19 protein-coding genes and 1 pseudogene are annotated in these 24,452 nt (G+C 67.2%); 10 read left to right on the plus strand and 10 right to left on the minus strand.

What is annotated here, in order from left to right; all coding sequences use genetic code 11:
- Positions 1–973: 973 nt before the first annotated feature.
- Positions 974–1,234, minus strand: coding sequence for a hypothetical protein (locus VGR06_RS30640; RefSeq protein WP_327562644.1), 261 nt, complete (start codon positions 1,232–1,234; stop codon positions 974–976).
- A gap of 307 nt (positions 1,235–1,541) precedes the next feature.
- Here VGR06_RS30640 and VGR06_RS30645 point away from each other — a divergent pair, with 307 nt between their 5' ends.
- The 4 genes and pseudogenes from VGR06_RS30645 to VGR06_RS30660 all read left to right on the plus strand — a co-directional run bounded on the left by VGR06_RS30645 (position 1,542) and on the right by VGR06_RS30660 (position 4,685).
- Entirely contained in the window at positions 1,542–1,886 is a 345-nt protein-coding gene (locus tag VGR06_RS30645; protein WP_327562645.1) for a lipopolysaccharide assembly protein LapA domain-containing protein, read from the plus strand.
- A gap of 166 nt (positions 1,887–2,052) precedes the next feature.
- Positions 2,053–2,589 (plus strand): DUF5994 family protein, encoded by a 537-nt coding sequence (locus VGR06_RS30650; protein ID WP_327562646.1) that lies wholly within the window; start codon positions 2,053–2,055, stop codon positions 2,587–2,589.
- Positions 2,576–3,070 (plus strand): Hsp20/alpha crystallin family protein, encoded by a 495-nt coding sequence (locus tag VGR06_RS30655; RefSeq protein ID WP_327562647.1) that lies wholly within the window; start codon positions 2,576–2,578, stop codon positions 3,068–3,070. The genes VGR06_RS30650 and VGR06_RS30655 overlap by 14 nt, the downstream gene beginning before the upstream one ends.
- A 236-nt stretch (positions 3,071–3,306) precedes the next feature.
- A pseudogene (locus tag VGR06_RS30660) lies at positions 3,307–4,685 on the plus strand (IS1380 family transposase).
- A gap of 842 nt (positions 4,686–5,527) precedes the next feature.
- On the opposite strand, the gene VGR06_RS30665 reads toward VGR06_RS30660, so the two are convergent.
- Positions 5,528–6,730 (minus strand): MFS transporter, encoded by a 1,203-nt coding sequence (locus VGR06_RS30665; protein WP_327562648.1) that lies wholly within the window; start codon positions 6,728–6,730, stop codon positions 5,528–5,530.
- A 1,031-nt stretch (positions 6,731–7,761) separates the two neighbouring features.
- On the opposite strand from VGR06_RS30665, the gene VGR06_RS30670 reads away from it, so the two are divergent.
- The 3 genes from VGR06_RS30670 (at position 7,762) to VGR06_RS30680 (ending at position 9,979) form a co-directional block, all read left to right on the plus strand.
- Positions 7,762–7,989 (plus strand): DJ-1/PfpI family protein, encoded by a 228-nt coding sequence (locus VGR06_RS30670; protein WP_327562649.1) that lies wholly within the window; start codon positions 7,762–7,764, stop codon positions 7,987–7,989.
- Between the two features lie 322 nt (positions 7,990–8,311).
- Complete coding sequence (locus tag VGR06_RS30675; RefSeq protein WP_414637371.1) at positions 8,312–9,097, plus strand: DUF4389 domain-containing protein; 786 nt, start codon at positions 8,312–8,314, stop codon at positions 9,095–9,097.
- Positions 9,098–9,763: 666 nt separating this feature from the next.
- Positions 9,764–9,979, plus strand: a complete 216-nt coding sequence (locus tag VGR06_RS30680; protein WP_327562650.1) for a hypothetical protein — start codon at positions 9,764–9,766, stop codon at positions 9,977–9,979.
- Positions 9,980–10,327: 348 nt separating this feature from the next.
- On the opposite strand, the gene VGR06_RS30685 is transcribed toward VGR06_RS30680, so the two are convergent.
- Positions 10,328–10,768 (minus strand): VOC family protein, encoded by a 441-nt coding sequence (locus tag VGR06_RS30685; protein WP_327562651.1) that lies wholly within the window; start codon positions 10,766–10,768, stop codon positions 10,328–10,330.
- 892 nt (positions 10,769–11,660) lie between these two features.
- On the opposite strand from VGR06_RS30685, the gene VGR06_RS30690 reads away from it, so the two are divergent.
- On the plus strand, positions 11,661–12,977 hold the full coding sequence (locus VGR06_RS30690) for an FAD-dependent oxidoreductase (protein ID WP_327562652.1): 1,317 nt from the start codon (positions 11,661–11,663) through the stop codon (positions 12,975–12,977).
- A gap of 46 nt (positions 12,978–13,023) precedes the next feature.
- Here the strand turns inward: VGR06_RS30690 and VGR06_RS30695 are convergent, their stop codons facing one another.
- Positions 13,024–13,158 carry a hypothetical protein gene (locus tag VGR06_RS30695; RefSeq protein ID WP_327562653.1) on the minus strand — a complete coding sequence of 45 codons (135 nt, stop codon included), beginning with the start codon at positions 13,156–13,158 and terminating at the stop codon, positions 13,024–13,026.
- Between the two features lie 29 nt (positions 13,159–13,187).
- Here VGR06_RS30695 and VGR06_RS30700 point away from each other — a divergent pair, with 29 nt between their 5' ends.
- Entirely contained in the window at positions 13,188–13,373 is a 186-nt protein-coding gene (locus VGR06_RS30700; RefSeq protein WP_327562654.1) for a hypothetical protein, read from the plus strand.
- A 1,701-nt stretch (positions 13,374–15,074) separates the two neighbouring features.
- On the opposite strand, the gene VGR06_RS30705 is transcribed toward VGR06_RS30700, so the two are convergent.
- From VGR06_RS30705 to VGR06_RS30730, 6 genes are read right to left on the minus strand one after another with little or no spacing between them, the layout of a single operon-like run.
- A complete protein-coding gene (locus VGR06_RS30705; protein ID WP_414637372.1) occupies positions 15,075–17,603 on the minus strand; it encodes a glycoside hydrolase family 2 protein in 2,529 nt (842 codons plus the stop codon).
- A complete protein-coding gene (locus VGR06_RS30710; RefSeq protein ID WP_327562656.1) occupies positions 17,603–18,406 on the minus strand; it encodes an ABC transporter ATP-binding protein in 804 nt (267 codons plus the stop codon). Before VGR06_RS30710 ends, VGR06_RS30705 begins: the two co-directional genes overlap by 1 nt.
- Positions 18,403–19,239 carry an ABC transporter ATP-binding protein gene (locus tag VGR06_RS30715; RefSeq protein WP_327562657.1) on the minus strand — a complete coding sequence of 279 codons (837 nt, stop codon included), beginning with the start codon at positions 19,237–19,239 and terminating at the stop codon, positions 18,403–18,405. The genes VGR06_RS30710 and VGR06_RS30715 overlap by 4 nt, the downstream gene beginning before the upstream one ends.
- Before the next feature lie 35 nt (positions 19,240–19,274).
- Entirely contained in the window at positions 19,275–20,237 is a 963-nt protein-coding gene (locus VGR06_RS30720) for an ABC transporter permease (protein WP_327562658.1), read from the minus strand.
- On the minus strand, positions 20,237–21,247 hold the full coding sequence (locus VGR06_RS30725; RefSeq protein ID WP_327562659.1) for an ABC transporter permease: 1,011 nt from the start codon (positions 21,245–21,247) through the stop codon (positions 20,237–20,239). Before VGR06_RS30725 ends, VGR06_RS30720 begins: the two co-directional genes overlap by 1 nt.
- A 43-nt stretch (positions 21,248–21,290) precedes the next feature.
- The gene (locus VGR06_RS30730) at positions 21,291–23,114 is read right to left on the minus strand and encodes an ABC transporter substrate-binding protein (RefSeq protein ID WP_327562660.1); all 1,824 of its coding nucleotides are present in this window, start codon (positions 23,112–23,114) and stop codon (positions 21,291–21,293) included.
- 409 nt (positions 23,115–23,523) lie between these two features.
- Between VGR06_RS30730 and VGR06_RS30735 the strand changes: the two genes are divergently transcribed.
- Positions 23,524–24,183: a hypothetical protein gene (locus VGR06_RS30735; protein WP_327562661.1), complete on the plus strand. Its 660-nt coding sequence runs from the start codon at positions 23,524–23,526 to the stop codon at positions 24,181–24,183.
- Positions 24,184–24,452: the final 269 nt, after the last annotated feature.

Below are 24,452 nucleotides of genomic sequence, written 5' to 3' on the forward strand. Positions count from 1 at the left end.
CCCTACTCAGATCAGGTAGTAGATCAGGTGTCTCACGTCAGCCTGACAGAGAGGGCGCCGCCAGTCCATGGCATCCCACTCGCGGACAACGTCGTCAGGTCCGTTCACTCCGAGAGCCGCCATCGCAGTATCAAAGGCAAAGGCTGTCATCGCGTCTAACTTGTCCCTCGGTTCCAGGGGGTCCGGCCGTTCGTCTTCAAAGGCTCACCTGCCCACGTCAGCCCTGCTCCTGCAGCCAGGCACCAGGCCCGGTATCCGGCCGGTTATCCAGGACGGCCGCGTGGAGTAACGGCCCTGACGTCCCGGTTTCCCGCTGCCTTTCGGCCACCGGCATTCGCTTCTTGGGCATCCTGTTCCCGCCAGTGGGATTGGGCCTCCCTTACGGTCGGCTTACCGATACACCGCCGGGAGCACACCCGGTGACATGATCGGACCCTGACGGGTTTTCCGTGTTCCGCATGCGTCAGACACGGCTGGGGTTGGGCGCCCTCTTTACCCCGGGGACGGCGGTGTCCACACGGCAGCGTCGGGTCCGCGACCGCCACCTGCCGCATCACAACGGCACGTCCCTGCCTGCCCGGCACCACCATCCGACCCGGGCAGCTGATTTAACGAGGCATCATCAAGGGTTTCCGGTTAGTCGCCCCCTGCCCAGCCTTCCCCTGGCCTGTAACCCCCGGCCGGTGCGGGAATCCTTGGGCTTTCCCGCGAGCTTCACACCCAGCCGTTACCGGCCACGCATGTCACGGTGGGGACAAGTCACGGACACGACCCGGGGTCACGTCGCCGACATAGCACCGACCTCCAACCAAACGAAACCCACTCACCACATGCGACTTCACGTCGCACCCCGATCAATCATCATGTCGCGGACCCGAAACCCTCGTCCGACGGCCATAGGTAAGTCTGGCTGCCACCTCGCCACCACCCGCACGGCAACGCGAGCGAACAACACCCGACCTCTGGGGAGCCGTCACAGGTATTGGCCCGTCGTGTCGGTGTCCGTCTTCGACACCCGCACCGACACCACGTTGGCAAGGTTCACGACAACGCCATGCTCGCCAGCCTCGCGGTTGTACCTCGCCCGCGTCAGGACCAGGCTGCGCCGCTCGTCCAGGGCCCGAGCGATCGCCTCCAGCGCCTCCGCTTCCCCGCCAAAGTCTGCGCTTATCAGGGTGACATCCTCGCCTCCCGCGGGGTGAAATCGCATGATCAGTTCGATATTGTCGGCCACGGTCGCTCCTTCCTGCGAGAAGTTCGGCGCTCATTGGCCCCGAAGACGCTTTACCACTCTTTGCGATTGTCTCGATGGTCTGTCGGCGTTCGCCCGGCAACAAGGGTTCGGGATACACGGCCGCAGGACGGCCGCGTGCGCCGACGCGGTCATGGCAGGGGCAGCGCCGCCGAGTGTTCCGGCGACGGCTGGGATCAGACAGAAACCTGAACGCCTTCTGCCGAACAAGCGTACGATGAGGGTATTCCGGACCCGACGACGCCCCACTCGAGGTGCCAGCCACGCCGGCCGTCGTCGAGGTGATGTCATGTCCGTCCTACTCGGCAAGCGAAACCCGTCGGCAGATCAGGCCGCGGCGATGCTGTCGGCACCCGCCGACCTATCCCCGGCCGCGTCCACCGGCGTGCGCCACACCCGCATCAGCGCCGCCTGGGTCGGCGTCTGCGCCGCCGCGGCCGTCCTGGTCGTGCTCATCGTCTTCATGCTGCAGAACACCCGCAGCGTCGAGATCACGTTCCTCGGGATGCACGGCACCCTGCCGCTAGCCCTCGCACTGCTCATCGCCGGGGTCGGCGTGGCCATCATCGCCATGGTGGTCGGCACCGCCCGCATCACTCAACTGCGCCGCCGCCTGTCCGACCGGCGCCACTGAGCCTGCCGGCCGGACACCGCCCGACGCTTCCGAACCCTTCGCCATTCCGCAGCCCAGCCCGTCACCGGTCACGCCGACGGCGGGCACGGGAAGGACCGTCATGACAATCACCAGCCACCGTGCCACGATCTTCTCGCCATCGACGTCCTCGACACCGCGGCTACGGATGGAACCGACCGGATCCCGCCGCGGACCGCTCGACGGCGGCTGGTGGCCCCGCTCGACCGACCCCGTTGCGGAGCTGCCCGGGCTCGTCCTGGCCATCGACCACCTCCGCGGGCCGGTCAGACAACTGATCCTCAACGCCCAGGGCTGGGACAGCCATCCCCGCCGCCTCGGCGTGGCCGGCCGGGTAATCCGGCCGGGCTACTTCGCGAGCCAGCCCGCCACCCTGCTGACCGCGATATGCGACGGCGGCGGACGCGTCGACCTGCTCGTCATCCCACCAGACACCCCGCGACGGATCGCCGAAACGGCGATGTTCATCGCCGCCGCGGCCGACAACGTGCTCCCGGCGCAGGACATCCTGCTAGCCGCCAGCACTGCTGATCCAAGTGCAACCGACCGTCTGCCCGAAGACGTATGGGAAACCGACGGCAGCCGCAGCCACCTGGTGGCCGCGACTCCCGACCGCGCAGCGGGCCGGGCACATGTGGTCCTAGAGCACGCACAGACGAGGAGAAGCAGCGATGTCAGTAATTAGGTTCGAGCCCTTCCGTGACCCCTTCCGGGAACTCGACCGGCTCATGTCCATGGCCGCCAGCGGAACCCGTGCCCCGCTCGGCATGCCCCTGGACGTCTACCGCAGCGAGGACGGCACCTACCACATCGAGGCCGACCTGCCAGGCGTCGACCCCGACAGCGTCGAGGTGACCGTTGAACAAGGCGCCTTGACACTCCGGGCCGAGCGCACGCCGCACTACGGCGACACCGACCAGGTCGTCGTCGCCGAGCGACCGCAGGGATCGTTCACCCGCCAGCTCTCCCTCGGCGAAGGCACGGACACCGAGAATCTCACCGCCGACTACGCCGACGGTGTCCTGCACGTGACCATCCCCGCGTCACCCAAGACCCAGCCACGCCGGATCGAGATCACCCGTGCGGCCGGTGGCAGCCGCACCATCTCGGCGAGCACCGTCGAGGAGCGGGACGCGCCCACCAGCACCGCCGGTGCCGCCGGCTGACCGCGCGTCCACCAGGTGCGGGGTCGCGTTGCGTCCCTAGCCATCGAGGCACGTCGACTGCCCGCAGCTTCAGCTTCCGGTAAGCGTGCACTGCCGTGCCACTAGCCCGGGTGATTCACGGTGATCGTCAAGTTGTGGGTTCGGTCGGCGTGTAGATAGACGAAACTGCCTCTCTGGCAGGGAAAACTTGTGATTGCGACATCTACAAGAATCTCTGCGAGGGAGGCACTTCCGCGGTGCAGTCTACGGCGTGGTCGAAGGATCTGCGGGTCACCGCGGACGGGACGGGTGTGGTGTCGCATGTCGGTGCGGCGCTGTTGCGGATACTGGCTGACCGGTCGGGGTTGACCGGGGCGTTGTCCGCCGGGCTGGCCCGCCACCGGCGGTGGCCGGTCCACGACCGGGGCCGGGTCCTCGTCGATCTCGCGGTGATGATCGCCGATGGTGGGGAGGCGATCTGCGACATCGACGTGCTGCGCCACCCAGCACGAGGTGTTCGGGCCGGTCGCTTCCGACACCACCGTCTGGCGGCCCCTCGATGAGATCGGCGCGGTCCAGCTGCGGCGGATCGTCCTGGCGCGGGCGAAGATCCGGGCCAGGATGTGGCAGCTGTTCGGCGGGCCACCGGCATCTCGGGCTGCGGGCCGGGACATCGGCGCGGGCGTGGTGGTCCTGGATGTGGACTCCACGATCGTGCTCGCCCATTCGGACAAGGACGGCGCCGCCGCGACGTACAAACACACGTATGGCTTCCATCCGATCCTGGTGACCTGCGACAACACCAGTGAACTGCTCGCGATCCGGCTGCGGCCGGGTAACGCGGGCGCGAACACCGCCGCCGACCACCTCGAGGTCCTCGCCGATGCGATCGGACAGATCCCCGCCGGGCACCGGCGGCATCTGTTGATCCGCGGTGACAGCGCCGCCGCCACCCACAAGGTGCTCGACTGGCTCACCAGCCTGAACACCACGCGGCGGCGGGTGGAGTACTCGATCGGCTGGTCGATCGGTGAGCCCGAACGCGCCGCGATCACCGCGCTGCCCGCCACTGCCTGGACGCCGGCGCTGGCCGCCGACGGTAACCCCCGCGAGAGCGCCCAGGTCGCCGAGCTGACCGGCCTGCTCACCCTCACCGGCTGGCCCACCACCGCAGGTCATCATCCGCCGGGTGCGTCCCCACCCCGGCGCCCAACTGTCGCTGTTCGAGGAACGTGACGGCTGGCGCTACACCGCGTTCGTCACCAACACCCACGCCGGGGCGCGGCAATGGCTCGAGGCCCGGCACCGCGCCCACGCCAGAGTGGAGGACCGGATCCGCTGCGCGAAGGACACCGGCCTGCGCCGACTACCCTTGCGCGAGTTCGCCATCAACCAGGCCTGGTGCACCGCCGCCGCGATCGCCGCCGACCTCATCTGCTGGCTGCAGATCCACGCCCTGGACGGCGACCTCGCCAAAGCCGAGCCGAAGAGGCTGCGCTACCGGCTGCTGCACACCGCCGCCCGGCTGGCCCGCGGGCAACGCCGCCGCTGGCTACGCATCCCCTCGACCTGGCCGTGGGCCACCCAGATCACCGCCGCGTTCGGTCGGATCACAACGATCCCCGCACCCGGCTGACCACGCTCAGCCCGCATCCCACCGACCGGAGGACCCAGGAGACCACGCCCACCGCCGCGACAGACGGCCCATCACCACGCCCCACCACCCAAACAATCGACACAACTCGATCAACGTGGCTGGACCGGCAGCACCGGCCAGCCACGGTAACGCCACGCTGCTGACCACGAGGGAGGGGCCATTGTTGTCCTGTTTGACCACGAGGTATGGGCTGGTCTCGGGTGGATGAGGATGGCGCCCTTCTGAGCCGAGAAGGAATCCGGCGGCGCGATCATCGGTGACATCACGAAGCCGCGACTGTCCGCTGCCAGTGAAGGTGGTTCGCGTAGATCGCTTTGAGCAGACCGGATCAGAATCGATGGCACAGCGTTGTTGTTGGGTCTCGGTCTCGGTCGAGTGCCGCGCGGTGGTCCGTGTCAGGAAGGTCCGGGCATCCGCCCGGATGAGCAAGTGTCCAGTGGCTGGAGCGTGTTCCGGCGGTCGCAGCAAGTCGCTTCAGGCACCGAAACCTGCACCCGCATCGAGAACGGTTCACACTGCTCAGCGGCGTCTTACCCGGCTGCCGCACGGGAGCACGGCAGTGGTAAGGCGTCAAGGTCATCGACTCTCGTACCGTTGATCCTGCCGGCGGGCGCTGTACCCGCAACCTCCCGCCGACCCGTACGTGTGACGGAGAAGTCGAAAACTGGCGCCACCGCGTGTCGCCGCCCTCGTCACGCATCGTGAAGGGGCGCCGCGCAGTTGTCAGCGGCAGAGGCGGATGCCTGCAAGAGCTGAGTTCGACGGGGCACCCGGGCCCCAAGCAGCGGGACATCTCTGCTCGGAGCCGAGTGTTGGCGATGTTAGGCGGTTGCCTGGCGCAACGGGCGCCATGCGGAGACGGCGATTACCGCCATCACCACGGCGGCGATCCAGAACGGTGTCGTGATCTCCAAGGCACTGGCGAACAAGCCACCGAGGAGGGAGCCGAGCGCGGCTCCGCCCAGCTCCAGCAACGCGTACACGCTGCCTACCCGGCCGAGCAGGTGGGATGGCACCAGCCGCTGGCGAAGAGACGCGACGATGACGCCCCACACCATGGCGTGGATGCTGAAGACGACCAGGACGGCTGCCGCGACCCACGGTGTCGTCGTGACCGCCAGGGTCACGTGCGTGACGACCTCGATGATTAGGCCGGTGCGCAGCACCGCGGTGCTGCCGAACGCGCGGGCGAGCTTGGCCGCGACCGTCGTGCCGGCCAGGCCGCCAACCGCGAACGCGGTCAGCAGAAAGCCGTAGCCGATGTCGAACAGGCGCAGCTGCTGCCGGCAGTAGAGGACGAACACCGCGAACGCGGCGCAGAACGCGATGTTTCCCAGGCCCATGCTCACGGCCAGGGTGCGCAGCAGGCGGTGCTGCCACAACCAGCGCACACCTGCGATGATCTCGCCGCGCAGGGAGGCCCGCGGTTGAGGTTCAGGGGCGGGCGCCGACCGGATACGCGCTACCAGAGCCGCTGCCACGGTGAAGGTCAGGGCGTCGAGGCCGAATGGCGCGGCGGCGGAGATGACGAACAACCACGCGCCCAGCGGCTTGGCGGCGAACTGGTTGCCGATGGTGAAGGTTGCGTAGAGCCGGGCGTTGGCGCTGGGCAGTTTCTCGGGCGCGACTAGTGACGGCTGGAGGGCCCCCATCGCGGTGTCCGCGAGGGTTTCTCCGGTGCCGAGTAGGAAAAGCACCGTGTAGATGACGGCCACGGTGACGGTCTCGGTTGCGAGGGTGACGGCCAACGCGGCCAGCGCGCCGGCGCGCATCAGGTTGACGGCCACGATGAGCCGTCGCCGGTCGAGCCGGTCGACGTAGGCGCCACTGATCAGGGCGAACAGCAGCCATGGCACCTGCTGGGCGAAGACGGCACCAGCGACCAGTGCCGGGTGGCTACTGACGGAGGCGACCAGCAGTGGGCCGGCCGCCATGGTGACACCGTCACCGATGTTGGACACCGCCGAAGCGGTCCACAGTTTGGTGAAGTCCGCGCCAAGACGCGCGGATACAAGGGCACGCAAAGGAGCTCCTCAAGCCGGGACAAGAAATGGTCGTCATAGGACCGCTCCGCGGCGAGGAGCACCGCACCCCCGGGATGCCCGACGGTGGTCCGGTCAGCGCACGGTGTGCTCTCGCGGCGAAGCGGTGACCGTGACCTTGTCGAGGTGCATCTCAGCTCCTATCTGTGGATCAATGGCAGGGGCAGGATAGCCGTACCGACGTCGAGATTCGATCGAATACGGGCTTAGTCACCGGGCACCGGGCGAGAACATCGACCGCCAGCCAGCGCCCTCATCTCGGCAGATCAATGCGTCCGATGGGCGGATGGCGCGGCGAAAGACCTCGGCCGCATGGGGGATCGAGACCGTTCGACGGCTGTGATCGCCCGCGGTGTGCCGAGCTCATCCGACCCGCCGGTTCAACGCGATACGAAAGTACACCGAATCTAACGCCGGCTAACCGACGTGGGCCGTACCCGGGCAAACAGCCACGGTGGTGTTCAACGCTCTTCGCCTGACGGGTGTCGTTGAATCGCACACCGGCTCATCATGCGCATGGCCCCGGCGCAACCGTGGCGCAACCCTGCCGGCACAGCCCGCGCTCGGTGTCCTATGGCCCGGCGAGTAGGGCGACCAGGGTGGCCGATCCCTGCCGGGTGTGTCGTGACCGGCGGTCGTCGGAGCCAGGACTCGCCGGGAGCTGTCCAGCTCCACGTAAGTCTCGCCGGCGTCCGTGCGCACCACGGCGAACCGGGCCGCCGGGGTGGTGCACGAGGCCGCCGGCTTGGCGGCCTCGGCCTCCCGCTTGACGCCGGCCCACTGCCCGCCGGTCAGCAGACGACCGAACACGAAGTCGCCGGCCGGTTTAGCGGTGCGCTGCTGGTCGGTGGGGACCCGGGTAAGCTGACCGCCGTGGTCGTGACGCTCCGCGAGATCACCAACGGCAACCGCGAAGCCGTCCTTGCACTGCGCGTGGCACCCGAGCAGGAGCGGTTCGTCGGGTCGGTGCACGGGGCACTGGATGACGCCGCTGAGTACCCGCACGCCAAGCCGTGGTACCGGGCGGTCTACGCCGGCGACGACCCGGTCGGGTTCGTGATGGTGAGCTGGAACGTGCAGCCGCGGCCACCGGACATCATCGGACCGTGGTTCCTGTGGAAGATACGGTCGCCTCCGTGTGCACAGGGTCTCTGATCCTCGCCGCCGGGCTGCTCGAAGGGCGCAACGCCACCACGCACTGGGCCCTCGCCGACCAACTCAACCGGCTGGGCGCCCAATAACAACGGCAGCGGTGGGTGCAAGACGGCAAGTTCCTCTGCTCGGCCGGAGTCTCCGCCGGCATCGACATGGCGCTCCACCTCGCTGCCGAGCTGACCAACGAACAACTCGCCAAGAAGGCCCAGCTGATCATCGAGTACGACCCCCAGCCCCCTTCGGCGGGATCGACTGGAACACGGCCGACCTCCACTTCATGGCCACCCTGGTCGACCAGTGGATCCACGAGGCGTTTGCCGACCACCCGGACATGATCAACCGATTGACCGGTGATCACGCCCCGAGCATGCCCTGAATCTTCCACTCAATCCACGAATCGAGGTCATCATGTCCGAGCATGACCTGCTACCAGGCGCAGAGCCCGTACTGGTCCACGGCAGGCTGGAGGAGCCGCTCAGCCGCTGGCTGTGGCTAGTGAAGTGGCTCCTGCTCATACCCCACTACGTCGTCCTGGCCTTCCTCTTCATTGCCTTCACAATCGTCACCGTGGTCGCCTTCTTCGCGATCTTGCTCACCGGCCGCTACCCGCGCGCTCTGTTCGACTTCAACCTTGGGGTGCTGCGCTGGTGGTGGCGAGTCTCCTACTACGGCTACAGCGCGCTGGCCACCGACCAGTACCCGCCGTTCAGCCTCGCGGAGAAGCCGGACTACCCGGCGACGCTCGACATCGCCCATCCACAGCGGCTCTCCCGGGGCCTCGTGCTGGTCAAGTGGTGGCTGCTGGCACTGCCGCACTACATCCTGCTCGGCCTCATTGTCGGCGGGACCAGCTACACCGTCACCTCCGCGGCCGGCGGGCAGACCACCACCTGGACGATCGCCAGCGGCTCCCTGCTCTCGCTCCTGGTCTTCTTCGCCGGGGTCGGGCTGCTGTTCACCGCCCGCTACCCGCGCGGCCTGTACGACTTCGCCATGGGTGTGGACCGCTGGGTGCTCCGCGTCACCGCCTACGCCGCTCTGATGACCGACGCGTACCCGCCGTTCCGGCTCGACCAGGGCGGCTCGGAGCCCGCCGAACCCCGCGGCCCGACTCCCTCCGCTCCCGGAGACGCCGCTCGCGCAGGCGCAGAAGGCGGTGCGCGCATCCCGGCACCGGACGCCGGAGGCGTCTAACACGACCACCCCCCTCTGCGTCTCCAGGTTGCTGCCGCCGCTTCCGCGACGGACAAGCTCCGTGACAACGCCCCAACCCGTAGGTATGCCTGCAGCAGACGAAACCCTCGAGCCAGGAAGAAGAGCATAGACGCCAGATTGACTATGCATGCTCGTTGCCAGAGAGACGAGGGGATCCAGCGCATCCGGTCGTCACAGTCAGTCACGGATCCGCCAGCTCGGGTTCGGCCACGCGGTCACGGGCGCTGGTCAGGGACACGTGTCGGCGGCATAGCGGACATTCGTCGCTCGGCTCGTCCTGCGCGTGTGCGACTCATCGTGCTCCCCGGTTGAACGTCCGTTCAAGGGTGGGCGAAGCCGCGATCGAGCAAGTGGGGATTCTGGTGCGGAAGGGCTTGCAGCCAGGACCGTCGAGGGCCAGAACAAGTGGATGGAGATGCTCTCGCGGTTGCGCTCCGGATCACCTGACCAGCGGCCCTGGGCTCCGGACCGATGAGACGACGTCGAGGATCGCTCGAGTGGTGGCGGCTGAGTCTTCTTCGTTTGCGATCAGCGCTTGGTGGGTGGCGCCGTCGATGACGCGTGCGATCGACGCTGCGGGCCGGTTCAGCCTCATGGTGCAGCGGACCGCGCCAACGATCCGTTACGTGTCGGTGGACGGGGCCGGTGATCAGGACCGCCCCGGGTAGCGAAGAGCGTTCGCGGGAGATGGCGGCGCGGTACCTCCCACCGGACAAGGTCGCCGATTACCTGGAGTACGAACGCACGCAGCTGGGCGAGCACATCGCCATCTATATGCGGCCGGAGCATTGGCTGTCCGCCGATCTGGGACCGGCCTGGCGAGGCACGCGACCCGACAGCAGTGCCCGCCGGAATGCCTAGTGCCCGCCGGAATGCCGCCCGCCGGAATGCCGCGTCTCAGGACGTCCGTGACAGATCTGTCTCGGGAGGTGCGTGACACGTCCGGCTAGGAAGATTGCCAAGGGTGCTGATTCTTGCACGGCTTCGGAGGCGGCTGATCGAGTTGGGCGCGGGCCTGCCGGCGTCCGTCCGCATCCCTGACCTCGGACCGTCGTCCATCGCCGGCGCGGTGTCCTGCCTCGTCTGCGCCGGTTGCTGTCAGCGTTGCTGTCAACGGCCTGGCGCGGCGTGCGCGACCGGCGGTCTGGCACACCTCCCGGCCGCGGGTGCCCGGGAGGTGCTTTGGGTGCACGGTCCCTTCGGCGGCCTTCAGCTGAGCTGTTCGGCCAGTCCGACGATGATGCCCTCGGGGCCGCGGACGTAGCAGAGCCGATAGATGTCCTCGTACTGCGCCAGCTCGCCGACGAGTTCGGCGCCGTGGGTGCGCAGGCGGGCAACGACGTCCTCGATGTCGTCGACGGCGAACATGATGCGACGAATGCCCAGCGTGTTCGCCGGGGCATCCTTCGGTTCGGCGCTGATCGCCTTTGGCGTGTGGAACATCGCCAGCTCGATTCGGCCGTGGCCGTCCGGGGTCCGCAGCATTGCGATGTCCTGTCGGACGTCGTCGATCCCGATGACACGCTCCACCCAACGTCCCTCGATTGGCCCCTTGTTTTCCAGCTCCATGCCAAGTTCGACGAAGAACGAGATAACAGCGTCAAGGTCGTCGACAACGATGAGGACGTTGTCCATCCGCTGGATCGTCATGCTGGGTCTCCTTGGTGTTGTACGGCCACGGTGGCCGCATCCGCCCCGGAGACGGAGCCGCCAGGCCGTTCTCGACATCCTTGCAACATCTTCCTCGGGAACCTCTTGACGCGGCACACGCCCGCTGAGCGTCTTGCGAAGCAGGGTGGCTTCGGGCGACTGTGTCGGGCTGCCGTGTATTGGCTCTGATGCCGCCCGCCGGAACCTTGTTCAAACTGTTTGTACGTCTTCAAAGCGACCCGAAACGGGCCGCTCACGCCGCCGACCATGGCGTCATGACCGCCCGGCCTGGGAATGGCCGGGCGGTCATGCCAACGTCCGTCGCCTGGCGTGAAAGAGCGGGATCGGGCCGCGGCAGAAGACCATAAGGCACTGGGGTTCTTAGGTTGAGAGATTCAGTCGGCAGCCGACCGGCCCAGGCTCAAGATACGCGGCGCAGTTGCCGCGTGCGGGCACGGAAGGCGCTTGCGGGCCCGTCGCGGGTTGCGGTTACTGCGCCTCCGGCGGGGGCGCTCCGGCTCCGGGATGGCCGGACACCCGTCACCCTCGCCCCGGGCAAGCCGAGCAGACCCCGTCGGCGCCCGCCGGCCTGGGTGCCGAGTGTCAAGGCCGTCTTGACGCGGCGGGCGCCGGCGGGCGCCCGCTCCCTGGAGGGCGGGTCGAGGGCGACGGGATGGCCGAGAGGCCTTGGATCCCCCTACATGGACATCGAAGGCTAAGGTCAATCAGCGTTTCAGACGGGCCACCAGCCGACCATAAGTTGCTCGCCGGTTAATTGGTGGCTGGGGTCACGTACCCAAACACTGGGCCGTTATCGACCCTGCGGTTCAACGGCATCTGGGTGGGCACGAATGATCGAAATTGTCGTACCCATTCTCTAGACTCAGCTCCAATGAGGAATGCTATCGTGATCGGGGCCAGCGTGGCCGGTCTAGCCGTGGCCGGAGTGCTGAGCAGGCGGTTCGCGTCGGTGACCGTGCTGGATCGGGACGTGCTGCCCGACGACAACACGCCGCGGCGCGGGGTGCCGCAGGGCCAGCAGGGGCATTTCCTGCTGGTGTCCGGCCTACAGGAGTTGGAGGCGTTGTTCCCGGATCTGGAGCGGGAGCTGGTCGCCGCCGGCGGCACTCGAATCGACCCGGGTCTGGGCCTGCGGTCCTATCGATTCGGCCGGCTGTTCCCGATCGTTGCGACGGGGCGCGAGCTGATCTCGATGAGCCGGCCGCAACTGGAGCTGCTGGTCCGCGAACGGGTCGCCGAGCTGGCGGGCGTGACGATCCGCGACCGGATCGCGGTGACCGGGCTGCGAGGTGACGGCGAACGGGTCACCGGGGTCACGCTGGACACTGGCGAAAAGCTCGACGCCGATCTGGTGGTGGACTGTTCCGGGCGGAGTAGTCGCTCCGATCGCTGGCTCGGCCAGCTCGGTTTCCCGTCGCCGGAGCGGGTGGAGGTCAAGGTCGGAGTGGTGTATTCCACCCGTACCTACCGCCGCCGGCCCGGTGACCTGCCCGGCTGGCAGGCCGTGTTGATCCTGCCGACCGCACCCGCGGAACGGATGGCCGGCATCGCCCTGCCGCTGGAGGGGGATCGCTGGCTGGTCACCGTGGGCGGGTGGCACGTCGAGGATCCGCCGACCGACGCCGCCGCGTTCGAGGCGGTCGCCGCGGCGCTGCCGGATCTCACTGTGGCCGAGCTGATTGCGCGCACCGAGCCGCTGACCGACCCGGCGGTGCACCGCTTCCCGTCGAGCCGGCGCCGGCTGTTCGAGCGCCTGGACCGGCTGCCCGCCGGATACGTCGCCGTGGGCGACGCGGTCTGCAGCTTCAACCCGATCTACGGCCAGGGCATGACCTGCGCGACCAGGGAGGCGGTCGCGCTCGGTATCGCTCTGGACCAGCACGGCATCGCGTCCAGCGCGATGGCCCGCGACTATTACCGGGCAGCGGCGGAGATCATCGCGACGCCGTGGCGGTTCGCGGTCGGCGGCGACTTCACCTACCCGCAGACGACCGGCCCGCGCCCGCGCGGCATCCGACTGGTCAACTGGTACGTCCGCAAGATTGCCCTGGCGGCGCACGTCCGCCCGGACATCAACGCGCTGTTGCTGGCCGTGCAGCAACTGGTAACCCCGCCCGGCGTGCTGTTCCGGCTGGCCTTCGTGGCCCGGGTGCTGTGGCTGGCCCGATCCAGCCGCGTTCGCGGGTGAGCGCTCCACCCCGAATCACGGCGTCACCGTCAGCGCTATCGCAAGCTCACCGGACATGGCTGGCCGCAGCGATGGCCCGGTCAAGCTGGGCTCGTAGGTCGATGACCTCGTCGGTGCTGGCATCCATCGCCCCGGTCAGGCCGTTGAAGTACACCAGCCGGCCGCCGTCCTTGAAGGACATGACGGCGGACTTCTGCGGGGTGCGGCAACGTGCCGAAACAGCGGCGGCCGCGCTGGGCCGGCAGCAAAGCCGACCATGTACCGGGTGAGTGTGGCGGCGACGTGGTCGGCCGGATCGGCGACGACGAAGGCGAGAAATCCGCTCTCGCGTTCCACGCTGAGCTCGTGGCCGGTGACCGAATCGACGAGAACCGTGCCGTTGGGCAGTCGGCGTAGCAGCGCCCACAGGCAGCCGATCATCCTGTCCTGCTCGCGTAGTGCCGGCGACCGCCGGATCGCGCGGAGAAGGGCCGAGGCACCGAGTCCGGCCAGGACCACGCCCAGCAGGAGCACCCACAGATGCCGCCACCACACGTACGACAGGGTGGCCGCGACCCCGGTCAAGGCGAGCAACGCTGCCTCGGACCGCGGTCCGGGCCTCACCGGGCGTCCTCGTCGCCAGGGACGGGCGGTGCCTGCTCGGTCTGTTCGAGCAACGCAGCGTTGAAGTGGACCATGCGATCTCGCAGCTCCGCTCGTGGGGGCGGGTGGAGCTGTCGCGCCGTTCCGTTCGGGCGTTCGGCATCCGCCCGTTCAGGCTGATGAGATGGGCTCAAACGGCACCGGCAGCTTGTGCCCGCCTGCCGGGGTATTGACGACGGACGTAGGCATCCTGAGTATCGCCTACCGGCTGCATCCGTGCAGAGATCGGCGCGTTTGTTCGGCACCGGCCGCGGGCCGCGCATCAATTCCTCAGGCGACATTCGGCCAACCGCCGGCCACGGCGCGCACGAGGTCAGCGAGCTCTGCGACCTGACGCCCGTCGGTGTCGACACAAAAGGCCGCCGACACTGGCGTGATCAAGTGTGTCGGCGATCCGGGAGGCCTCTGCTATGCGCCCGCGCAGCTCCGCCTCCGGCCGCCCGCGCATCTCGTCGCCCGGTATGGCCGGCCGACCGCCCCGGCCACGCAACAGGATCCGCTCGGCCAGCGTGTCCGGTCCGGCGCGCAGACGGCACAGGGTCCACGCCGCCGACGGGATCGCGCCCATGTACCGGACATGACCAGACACTGGGCGCCGGCCAGGCGGAACCCCTCCCAGACCTGGCCGAGGTGATGCGCCTTGAACCGCTGGTGATCGGGATCGTCGTCCGGCGCGGGGCGGCAGAATCCAATCTGGGCCAGGTTGACGTAGGCCGCGGGTATACCGTCGCCGAGCACCCGTTGGAAGATCTCGAATCCGACGGTGGACTTGCCGACCGCGGGCGGACCGCACCGCCACAACACCGGGGCCGTACCGGTGTACGCGGCGTCTACGGCGGCAGCGCGGACACGTGTCGCGGCGGCACCCGACCCGGCAAGCCGGCGTTGCGTACCCGCGCCGCCACCTCCGCGACGGCCAGCCCTGTGCTGTCCACGTCCAGGCTGGCCAAGTCGGTGAGGTCCAGCTCCCCGCGTTGCCGACGTTCTCCTCGGTCAGGTGCAGCTGCGATCCCTGTTGCCTGATCCGGCTGCGCAGCTCATCGTGGCCGACGCGCAGCCGGCAGACCGTCAAGGCAGTGCCGGGAAGCGTGCCGGCGTGCCGGCGCACCTCCTCGGCGTCGTCGACGATGCCGCTCACCCCCAGGCACTGCGCTCCCGCCGCCCGGAAGCCCGCCCAGACCTCGCCGAGGTTGCTTGCCTTCACCCCGGTTGTTGCGCGGGTCATCGCCGGGCGCTGGATAGCAGAGTCCGATCTGATCCAGATCCACGTGGGCGGTTGCGATACCGACCGCGCTGAGCTGGTCGAAGAGGTCGAACCCCGACCGAAGGCTTCCCGACCCGGACGGACCGCAGAGCCAGGGAACCGGGACCGTGTCACGACGCACCAGCGCGAGGCTAACGGACCCGGCCGAACCCGACGATCGAGTTACCGGCTGCCGGTCACCGTAGTGGGCTTCACTCGTGCGCGAGCGTCCTGTCGATGTGCTGGAGGTCGTTGGCGGTCCTCAGCACCGGTGGTCTGCTCAGGGCTTGGCGGAGGTCGCGAACGCTGGAGCGCACACGGAACGTCGCGCTCTCGCCGGCAAGCAACGTGATCAGCGCATCGTCGACGGTGGCGTCTGCGGCCACTCGATCGGCCAGCAAGGTGATGTCCCGGGCAAACGAGCGAGCAGTCACATTCACCGCGTACCCGTCCTCGGACTGAGTCACCTCGACCTCGAGGGGACTCGGGTCCATGGCCATCTCGACGTCCGGTACGAACGTGTGCACCGCGCTTCGCGTGTCGAGACGGGCCACCAGAATCTCCGCTGTCGAGTCGTCGGGCGTGCACAACTCGGGAGACAGGGCGATCGGCTCGTACGTTCTCGGGTCAACATTGACCGGGACCGTTGCGGTAGCGAGCGACCGGCCGTCGAGCCGTTGGCGGCTAACCGCGAGTTCACCCTGCCACGGCCGGTCGGTGTCGTTGAGCACGACCACCGAGATGATGCCGTTTTCGGTGACGAAGACCAGGTTCTGCGGCGCGAAGGCGCGCCGTAACGCGTACCAGACAGGCTTGGGTCGCTCTTCGGAGTCGATCGCCGCCCACGAGGTGACCGGCCAACAGTCATTGAGCTGCCAGACGACCGCACCAGCGGTCCGCGGCCACCAGCGGCGGTAGTGGTCGATGGCGTACGCGACCGCGCGCGCCTGGTTGAGTTGGGTGGCCCAATGCCAGTCGGCGAAATCCGTCGGCACGCCGAGATGCGGGCTGAGGCCCCGGTCGAGCTTGCCGTTGCCGTCCTCGGCCTTCTGGTGGATCAGGAAATTCGGATCGTTCTTGGGATCGCTTGCGGCATCCAGCGGCCCGCCCTCGACAGCGTGGACCCAATCGACCAAGGTGCGCCACGTGGGCGGAGCCTGGAAACCGAACTCCGAACAGAACCGGGGAATTTCGCTGCGGTAAGCGCGGTAGTCGATCCGATTCCAGACCTCCCACTGGTGGTGGCTGCCGTAGTCGGGATCGTTGGGATGGACCTGATCAAGAGCGAATCCCGGGGAGCAGGGGCTGTTCTCGCTGTACGGGCGGGTCGGGTCGAGCTCGGCGACTATCCTGGGAAACAGCTCGTACGCGTACCGGGCACCCCAGCTGCGGCCATCCAACCGCTGCTTCCAGTTCCAGTCCTCGTGGCCCCACAGATTCTCGTTGCCGCCGTTGTACAGGACCAGTGAGGGGTGCGGCGCCAGCCGTACGACGTTTTCCCGGGCCTCAGCCTCGATCTCCTCCCACAGCGGCGACTCCTCCGGGTAGGCGGCGCAGGCCAGCAGGAAGTCCTGCCAGACGAGCAGGCCACGCTCGTCGCAAGCCCGATAGAAGTCCTCGCTCTCGAAGATTCCGCCACCCCAAACGCGGACTAGATTCACGTTGGCGCCCACTGCCTGGTCCAGCCGGCGTCCCACTTGCTCAGCCGTGATCCGGGTCAGGAAATGGTCGTCAGGGATCCAGTTGACGCCCTTGGCGAACAGAGGACGGCCATTGATCGAGATGGTGAACTTGGCGCCGTTGTCGTCGGAGGACGTGTCCAGTTCGACGGTCCGGAAACCGATCCTGCGCTGCCACCGATCGAGTCCCTGGCCATCCGCGGACAGGGTGAGCCTGAGGTCTGCCAGGGGCTGCTCGCCGTAGCCGGCAGGCCACCAGACGGGTGCATCGGGGACATCGACAACGAGTGTCGCGACTGAGGCGCCGGCATTCACTATGCTTTCGGCGCGGTGACCGAGGATCTCGGCGGCCAGCGTCAGCGGCGCCTCCGCATCGAGGCGCTCCAGATCGATGCGGAGTTCGACTCGGCCCACGCCGGCGGGATCGATCGTGACTAGGGGAAGCACCGTGCTCAGCCGGGCTACCCTCCACCGTTCCAGCCGCACCGGCTTCCACAGACCGGCGGTGCGCAGGTCGGGCCCCCAATCCCAGCCGAAGCTGCAGGCCATCTTGCGAACGAAGTTGTATGGCCCGCTCGTATTGGCGGCGGGGCGCTCCCCGAGCCGCCTTCGCTCGGCCTCGCCGTATGCCGTGGCTGAACGCAGGTCGACCTCGAGTTCGAGCGGTCGGCCGGAGAGGTGCGGCGAGACATCGAAGCGGTACGAGCGGTGCATGTTGTACGTGCGCCCCAGTTCCACCTCGTCCTTCCCGTCTCGCAGTCGTACGGTGCCGATCGTGTCTATGCCTTCGAAGACCAGGTCAAGCTGCTCCCCACGATCGGTCGGCGCAAGGGCGAACACGCTCGGATCCAGCACCGTGGCGTAGCGCCAGTCGATGTCGTACATCCAGCGCAGAGCGTCCTCGACCGCGTCCAGATAGGGATCCGGGATGACGCCGGCTGCCATCAGGTCGGTGTGCACCGACCCCGGCACCTCGGCCGGATAAGTCCCGGGTAGCCGTCGCGGCGGGTCGCCGCCGATTGCGCGAACGGTCCATCCACTCGTCGACTCGGACCGCAACATCAGCTCGGCTCGACGATCTCGTGCAGTTCCTCCAACTCGAGCGCCTCGTGCAGCTTCGGCACGTCGGCGAGCAGTCGCTTGGTGTACTCGTGCTGGGGATTGAAGATCACCTGGTCGGTCCTGCCCTGCTCGACCATCACCCCGTGCTCCATCACCAGCACCCGATCCGCCAGGTAACAGGCCTGCCCGATGTCGTGGGTGATGAACAGGATCGTCATCCCCAGTTCGTCGCGCAGGTCGGTCAACACATTGAGGATGTTCACCCGCAATGACGCGTCGAGCATGGACGTGGCCTCGTCCGCGATCAGCAGCTTCGGCCGCATCATCAACGCCCGGGCGATCATGACCCGCTGGCGCTGGCCGCCGGACAGCTGGTGCGGATAGCGGCCCAGCACGCTGAGATCCATTCCGACATAGCCCAATGACTCCGCAAGACGCTGCTGGCCCACCTTGCCGCCGACGAGTCGCATGGAGCGGGACAGGAGCGTCCCGACGGTGAAGAACTGGTTGAAGGAGGAGAACGGGTCTTGGAAGACCGCCTGGACATCCCGCCAGTACTCCGCCCGGGCGCGTCCCTTGAGGTGGGTGACGTCCTTACCCTGAAAGATCATCTTGCCTGAGGTGACCGGCATCAGGCCGAGCACCAGCCGGGCGATGGTGGATTTGCCGGATCCGCTCTCGCCGACGATCGTGGTGACCTGCCCCTCCGCCAGTGCGAAGGAAACGTCCTTGACGGCTTGGACCTGGCTCCGGCCGCGGCCGAAGGTCTTGGTGATGTGCTCGGCGGCGAAGATCGCGCTCATCGGTGGATCACCGCCGGCGCATCGAAGAGTGAGCGGTCGAAGCTGCTCATTCCCTCGATCCGGATCTTCCGGTACTTGGGTTCCGGCGCCAACACCGAGCTCATCAGCGCCTGCGTGTACGGGTGTTGGGGATCGTCGACCATCCTCTCGGTCGGCCCGCGCTCGACGACCCGCCCTTCATACATCACCGCGATGTTGGTCGCGACGGTGCGCAGCACCGGAAGGTCGTGGGTAATGAAGATCACTCCAGACATGATCTTCTTTTCCAGCATCTCCAGCAGCATCTCGATCAGGATCTTCTGTGAGCTGACGTCGAGCGCGGAGGTCGGCTCGTCGGCCACCAGCAGCCGCGGATTGAGCAGGGTGCTGATGATGGTGACGGTGCGCTGCTTCATACCGCCGGACAGTTGATGGGGGTAGGCGTCCAGCACGCGAGCAGGCAGGCCCAGCGTGGTGATCCGCTCTCGTGCGCGATCGAGCGCCTCATCCTTGGAGACCTTGCGGTCGTGCGACCGCATGACGTCGTACACCAAATGGCGGATGCGCTTGGTCGGGCTGATGGAGTTCATCGCGCCCTGCGGCAGCATGGAGACGACGGCGCCGCGCCAGGTGCGCGGGACCTTGGCGTCCCCGCCCAGCTCCTGCACCTTGCCGTCGATCTCCAAGCTGCCCTGTTCGACATGCAACGGGGGCCGGGCGATGAGCGAGATGATCGATCCGAGCGTGGTCTTGCCGCTGCCGGACTCGCCGGCGAGCCCGAGCACCTCACCCTCCTCGATCTTCACGGAGACGTCGTCGACGGCCACGACGTCCTTGCCGCCGGTGTAGTACACGCCGCGGATGTTGCGGGCGTCGACAAGGGTGCCCATCAGCGTTGCTCCCGTCCGGTCGACGTCGGGGTCTCCAGCATTCCGACGGCTCCGACCGGCTCGGGCTCACCGACCACGAGCGGTGCCTCGCTCGGGGCACCGGGCGTGACGGCCTTCTTCCGAGCGGCCCGGCCACGGCGCAGGCGCGGGTTGAACACCTCGTTCAGGCTCGATTGCAGCAGCAACAGCGCGAAGACGATGAGGGTCAGCATCAAGGTCGGCGGGACGAACGCCCACCACGCGCCGGTGCGCACCGAGCCCCAGGCGATCGCCCAGTACAGCATGGTCCCGAGGCTCGTCGCGTTGCCCGGGCCCAGACCGAGCATGCTCAGTGTCGATTCGAAGAGAATCGCGCCGGACACCTGCAGCACGAAGGCCATCACGACGTAGGAGAGCAGGTACGGCAGGACGTCGCGGGCGAGGATGGACCAGAAGCCCGCGCCGGACAGCCGGGCGACGTCGATATGCTCCCGCGTTCGTACGCTGCTGGACTGGGCACGGACGGCGCGGGCCACCCAGAACCACGCGGTCAACCCGATGACCAGGGCCAGCGTGTAGATGTTGCGCTTGGGCAGCGACACGGAGACCAGGATGATCACCACGATGGCCGGGATGGCCAGGCCCACGTTCGTGATCGCCGTCAGCACGTCGTCGATCCAGCCGCCCCGGTAGCCGCCCACGAGACCGACCAGCAGGCCGATCACGGTGGCGATGGCGCCGGCGAGCAGACCGACGATCAGCGAGGTGCGGGTGCCGTACACCAGGTTGGCGAGCACGCTCTGGCCCTCGTTGTCCGTTCCGAGCAGCATCGCACCGCAGCATCGCGGCCGGTCGTACAGGCCGCCGACGGTGGCGTTCGGGTCGGTCTGCACGATGAACGGTCCGATCACGGCCGCCAGGACGATGAAGCCGACCAGCGCCGCCGACACCCAGAAGCGGGGCGGCAATCCTCGAAGACTCATCAGCGCTCTCCGCTCTGTGCTGCCCGGATCCTCGGATCGATGAACCCGGTGAGGACGTCAACGGTGAAGTTGGCGATCAGCACGGCCAGGGTGATCAGCAGGGTGATCGCCTGGATCACCGGGTAGTCGTTCTGCCCGATCGCGTTGAACAGCAGGGTGCCCAGTCCCGGGTAGGAGAACACCAGCTCGATGATCAGCCCGCCGGTGATGAGCGCGGCGATGGACAGTCCGAGCCCGGTGAACTGAGGCAACATGGCGTTCCGGAAGATGTAGCGGACGGTCATGGCGTCCCGGACGCCGAGACCGCGGTTGTAGTTGACGTAATCGGAACCGAGCTCGTACACCGCCATCGAGCGCATGCCCACGGCCTGGCCGCCGATGAAGACGAGCACGAGCGACCAGAACGGCAGCCAGAAGTAGGTCACGGCGTCGCCGAAGAACGTCACCGACAACTCCGGCGTCATCCCGAACGAGTACGCTCCGCCGACCGGCAGGATGCCCATCTGCACGGCGACCACGAACAGCAGGATGATGGCCAACGCGAACGGTGGGACGCTGGAGAAGAACAGCGAGCCGACGAAGGCGCCGCGATCGACCCAGCCGCCCTTGAACGCGGCCAGCGCCCCCAGCATGTTGCCGACGACCCAGCCGACGATGATGGCCGGCAGCTGGATGGCGATGCTCCACGGGAGCGCCTGCCCGATCAGGTGGCTCACCGACGCCGGGTACTGCCCGAACGAGGTGCCGAAGTCGCCGTGCAACAGATTCCCGATGTAGATCAGGAACTGCTGCCATAACGGTTTGTCGAGCCCGAATTCCTGCATGAAGTGCTCGTGGATCTGCTCAAGCTGCTCACCGCCCGTGCCCCCACCCGCGGCAATCTGGCCGACGATGGCGTCGACCGGATTGCCGGGGATGAGGCGGGGAAGCAGGAAGTTCAGCATCAAGGCCACCACGAGGACCACGAGGGTCCAGGCCAGCTTTCGACCGATGTATTTCGCGAGCACCATGATGTGCGTCTTCGCTCCTCATGCCAGGTCGACCGTACGGGGCCTACGACCCCACCCTCTTGATCTTGAACAGCCATTGAATGCCGGCGCCCTGCCACATCGGCGGAGCGTACGGGTTTTCCGCGGTGGGGAAGTTCGTCCAGTTGCTGGCGTTGAACTCGTAGAACTCGAGCGGGCGGTACATCAACGGCACCACGGGGATGTTCTCGCGGTAGATCGTGTCGAGCTTGGTGTACGCCGCCTTGGCGTCGGTGTCGCTTGTGGCTCCCGCGGCGGTGTCCAGCAGAGCCGGGACGTCGGGGTTGCTGAACCGGTTGTAGTTCCAGAACGCGGTCTTGCCCGCGGCGGGCACGCCACGGTTGTCCATGGCGTCCCGGAACCGGATCCAGGGGCTGGCCGGATTGACGCCGGTGTAGGAGTACATCGCGAGATCGAAGTTGCCATTCTGAAGCGCGGAGAACATGGTGGGGAACTGCGGGAACACGGTGGTGATCCCGATGCCGACCTCCTTGGCCGACTTGGCGACGATCTCACAAGCGGTGTTCCAGTCGGTCCAGCCGGTCGGCGTGACCAACTTCCAGCCGCCCAGCTTGGTCCCGTCCGGCAGCACGTAGATGCCGTCCGATCCCTTCTTGGCCTGCAGTTCGTTCTCGAGGATGTCGATCGCCTTGGCCTTGTCATACTTCCAGCCTTCGGCTGCGACGGCGGCGGGGTCGTAGAACTTGGACTCGTATCCCGACGGCACGATGAGGCTCGCGTTGGCCGGATCCGAGTAGTCCGACATCGCGGTGGTGGCGATGTTGGGGTAGTTGATCGCGTAGGCGATCGCCCGGCGGACCTTGACGTTGTTCAAGCCCTTCTTGTTCAGGTTGAAGATGAGCAGCGGCAGGTTCCCCGGCAGGTGGTACGGCTTCTTCTTCATCCAGGTGCTGACCGGCTTGCCGGCCTGCCACATCTTCCAGATCTGGGCGGTGAACTGCTGACTCGCGTCGATCTCGCCGCTCTCCAGCTTGAGGTCGCCGTCGCTGTTGCTCTTGAAGATCGGGTGGTTGATGGTGGTCATCGGCGGGGTTCCGAAAACCGCCTTGCCCCAGTAGCTGTCATTGCGCTTCAAGTTGACCTGGGTCTGGTCGTACCTGTCGAGCAGGAAGGGCCCCGAGCCGATCGGCTTCAAATTGGCCTCTGCCGTGACCTTGTCCGCAGAGAACTTGCTGAAGACCGCCTTCGGCACGATGAGCGTCGCACACAGGAAGTTCTTCACGAAGCCCGGGTTGAACGGCTTGGTTTTCAGCTTGAACTCGACGGTGCGCGGATCCGTCGCCGTGACCGAGTCGATGTACTGCCACACCGTGGAGTAATTGACGGAGGCGGTCTTGCCGAGCTCGAACGTGAAGACGACGTCGTCGGCGGTCAGGTCGGATCCGTCGGACCACTTGGTGCCGTCCTGCAGCGCGAGTTTCATGGTGCGCTGGTCGGGTTGCTCCAGCCCCTTCGCCAGACCCGGGTGGAGCGAGCCGTCGATCAGGTTGAAGCGCAGCAGGCTCTCGTAGATCAGCTGGCTCTGGCCCTGGGCCGTCGGCCAGTCCGGGGATGCGGCGAGCGGGTTGAAGCTCTTGGGGGGTCCCCACTGGAAGCCGGCCACGAACATCGTCTCCCCGGACGCGCCCGCGCGCCCCTTGCCGGCGCTGCCGCCTTTGTTTCCGGTCTCCGCCGTTCCACAGGCTGACGCGCCGACCCCGAGAACGGCGCCGGTGACGGCCAGGCCACCCAACGTGAGGAAGCTTCGCCGGCTGGCCAGCCATGTTGTTCCCTCATCAACCGGGGAATCGGCCCCGGAGGTATCGATCAGGTGATGATCATTGTTCATCTCTTCCCCTAGATTTATTGATGCCGGAACTGAGGGGGTACAGGCGGCCGGTGTCCACCAACTGGGACGCAGTGGCCATTGCTTGTACCGGAGTGGGCGATGGGGGCATTGCCCGCGAAGGAGGAAGCCGCGGGGACAGTCGAGACCTCCTGGCTGCCTGCTGACCGGCGCCCTCGCTCCGAGAATGCGCTGAGACCAAAATCACACTGAACAAAGTCGGCGTCAAGAGATCGCCATATCCACCTGGTGGCGGGGTGTCGCGTCTCGAAGCCCGTCTCCGATCAGCCGTATCGAAAGTCGTCGAGGCTGCAGTGACTAGGATCGAGTTGTGACGACGGCTTCGCCGCAGTCCGGACCGGACATCTTGACGGTGGGTCCTGATCAAGCTGACCGACTATCGCGAAGAAGCATGTTTGCGCTGCTCGTGGCCGTCATGGCGGTGATCGCCGGACTTGTGCTCTGGCACCTGCAGCCCGTGCCGGCGCCGGTGTTCACACTCCCTGATCTGCAAGGGGTGTACGCCGGGATGGTGCGCTCCGACGGGACCAACGACGCCTCGGTGATCGACCGTCATCACAGCTCCGAAGAGTCCGGATACATCGTGCCGAAAGCTTGCGAGCCGTTGTTCGAGGCGACCGTATTGAACCGGGTCCCGCACGAAGCGCTCGACGGTGTCGGCACCTTCTGGGCCATCGATCGGTCGGCCGTGTCCCTGTTCAGCTACCGGTTCCGGGACATCGCGAGCGCGGACCGCGAGTACGCGCGGCTGACCAGGGCCTTCGACAACTGCCGAGACGTGCGCGTCGAGGTGCACGCGCAGCCGGCCGGCACGGGCCTGCTCAGCGGCATGCGGCAAGATCGCGCCAAAGAGGTGCCGGCACAGCTCGGCTATGCCCTGACGACCGGCGACGGCACCGAACTCGCCGTTCACGTGCTCGCGTTCAGCAACACCGTCAGTTGGCAGTTTCGCTACGAGCCGGTGTCCGGAGCCTATACACCACTCGCAGCCCGCAGGGTGATGGACTCGTTGGCGGATCAGATGCGCGCCGTCCAGGACCTGCATCGATAGTCGGTCCGGCGCTCGTTGATCTGACAGGGGTGACGCGGGCGGGCGTGCCGCTGTTGGCGTGCCGGGGCCTCGAGCGCCTGCACCGCCCGGCTGTCGGCGCGTTCAGATGTGCCTGCATGGCGATCACCTCGGCGCCCTCGGCCGCCTGATAGCGCCACCCGCCGCTACCACGGCCTGAGGGTCACCGTCACGATGGGCCGCCCCGAGCCCGTGCGGTCTGAGTCCACCCCATCCCGGGAATCTCCCGGGCCCGCGACGCCGAGCACGCC

The organism is Actinophytocola sp., assembly GCF_036002505.1.
In the GTDB taxonomy this organism is placed as follows: domain Bacteria; phylum Actinomycetota; class Actinomycetes; order Mycobacteriales; family Pseudonocardiaceae; genus DASYTH01.

Bases quoted from the DNA above. Each gene is read 5' to 3' on its own strand.
- VGR06_RS30720 (WP_327562658.1), bottom strand. From the start codon at position 20,237: ATGAGTCTTCGAGGATTGCCGCCCCGCTTCTGGGTGTCGGCGGCGCTG.
- VGR06_RS30645 (WP_327562645.1), top strand. From the start codon at position 1,542: ATGTCCGTCCTACTCGGCAAGCGAAACCCGTCGGCAGATCAGGCCGCG.
- VGR06_RS30690 (WP_327562652.1), top strand. From the start codon at position 11,661: ATGAGGAATGCTATCGTGATCGGGGCCAGCGTGGCCGGTCTAGCCGTG.
- VGR06_RS30730 (WP_327562660.1), bottom strand. From the start codon at position 23,114: ATGAACAATGATCATCACCTGATCGATACCTCCGGGGCCGATTCCCCG.
- VGR06_RS30725 (WP_327562659.1), bottom strand. From the start codon at position 21,247: ATGGTGCTCGCGAAATACATCGGTCGAAAGCTGGCCTGGACCCTCGTG.
- VGR06_RS30735 (WP_327562661.1), top strand. From the start codon at position 23,524: ATGTTTGCGCTGCTCGTGGCCGTCATGGCGGTGATCGCCGGACTTGTG.
- VGR06_RS30710 (WP_327562656.1), bottom strand. From the start codon at position 18,406: ATGAGCGCGATCTTCGCCGCCGAGCACATCACCAAGACCTTCGGCCGC.
- VGR06_RS30705 (WP_414637372.1), bottom strand. From the start codon at position 17,603: ATGTTGCGGTCCGAGTCGACGAGTGGATGGACCGTTCGCGCAATCGGC.
- VGR06_RS30675 (WP_414637371.1), top strand. From the start codon at position 8,312: ATGTCCGAGCATGACCTGCTACCAGGCGCAGAGCCCGTACTGGTCCAC.
- VGR06_RS30695 (WP_327562653.1), bottom strand. From the start codon at position 13,158: ATGTCCTTCAAGGACGGCGGCCGGCTGGTGTACTTCAACGGCCTGACC.
- VGR06_RS30685 (WP_327562651.1), bottom strand. From the start codon at position 10,768: ATGACGATCCAGCGGATGGACAACGTCCTCATCGTTGTCGACGACCTT.
- VGR06_RS30650 (WP_327562646.1), top strand. From the start codon at position 2,053: ATGGAACCGACCGGATCCCGCCGCGGACCGCTCGACGGCGGCTGGTGG.
- VGR06_RS30655 (WP_327562647.1), top strand. From the start codon at position 2,576: ATGTCAGTAATTAGGTTCGAGCCCTTCCGTGACCCCTTCCGGGAACTC.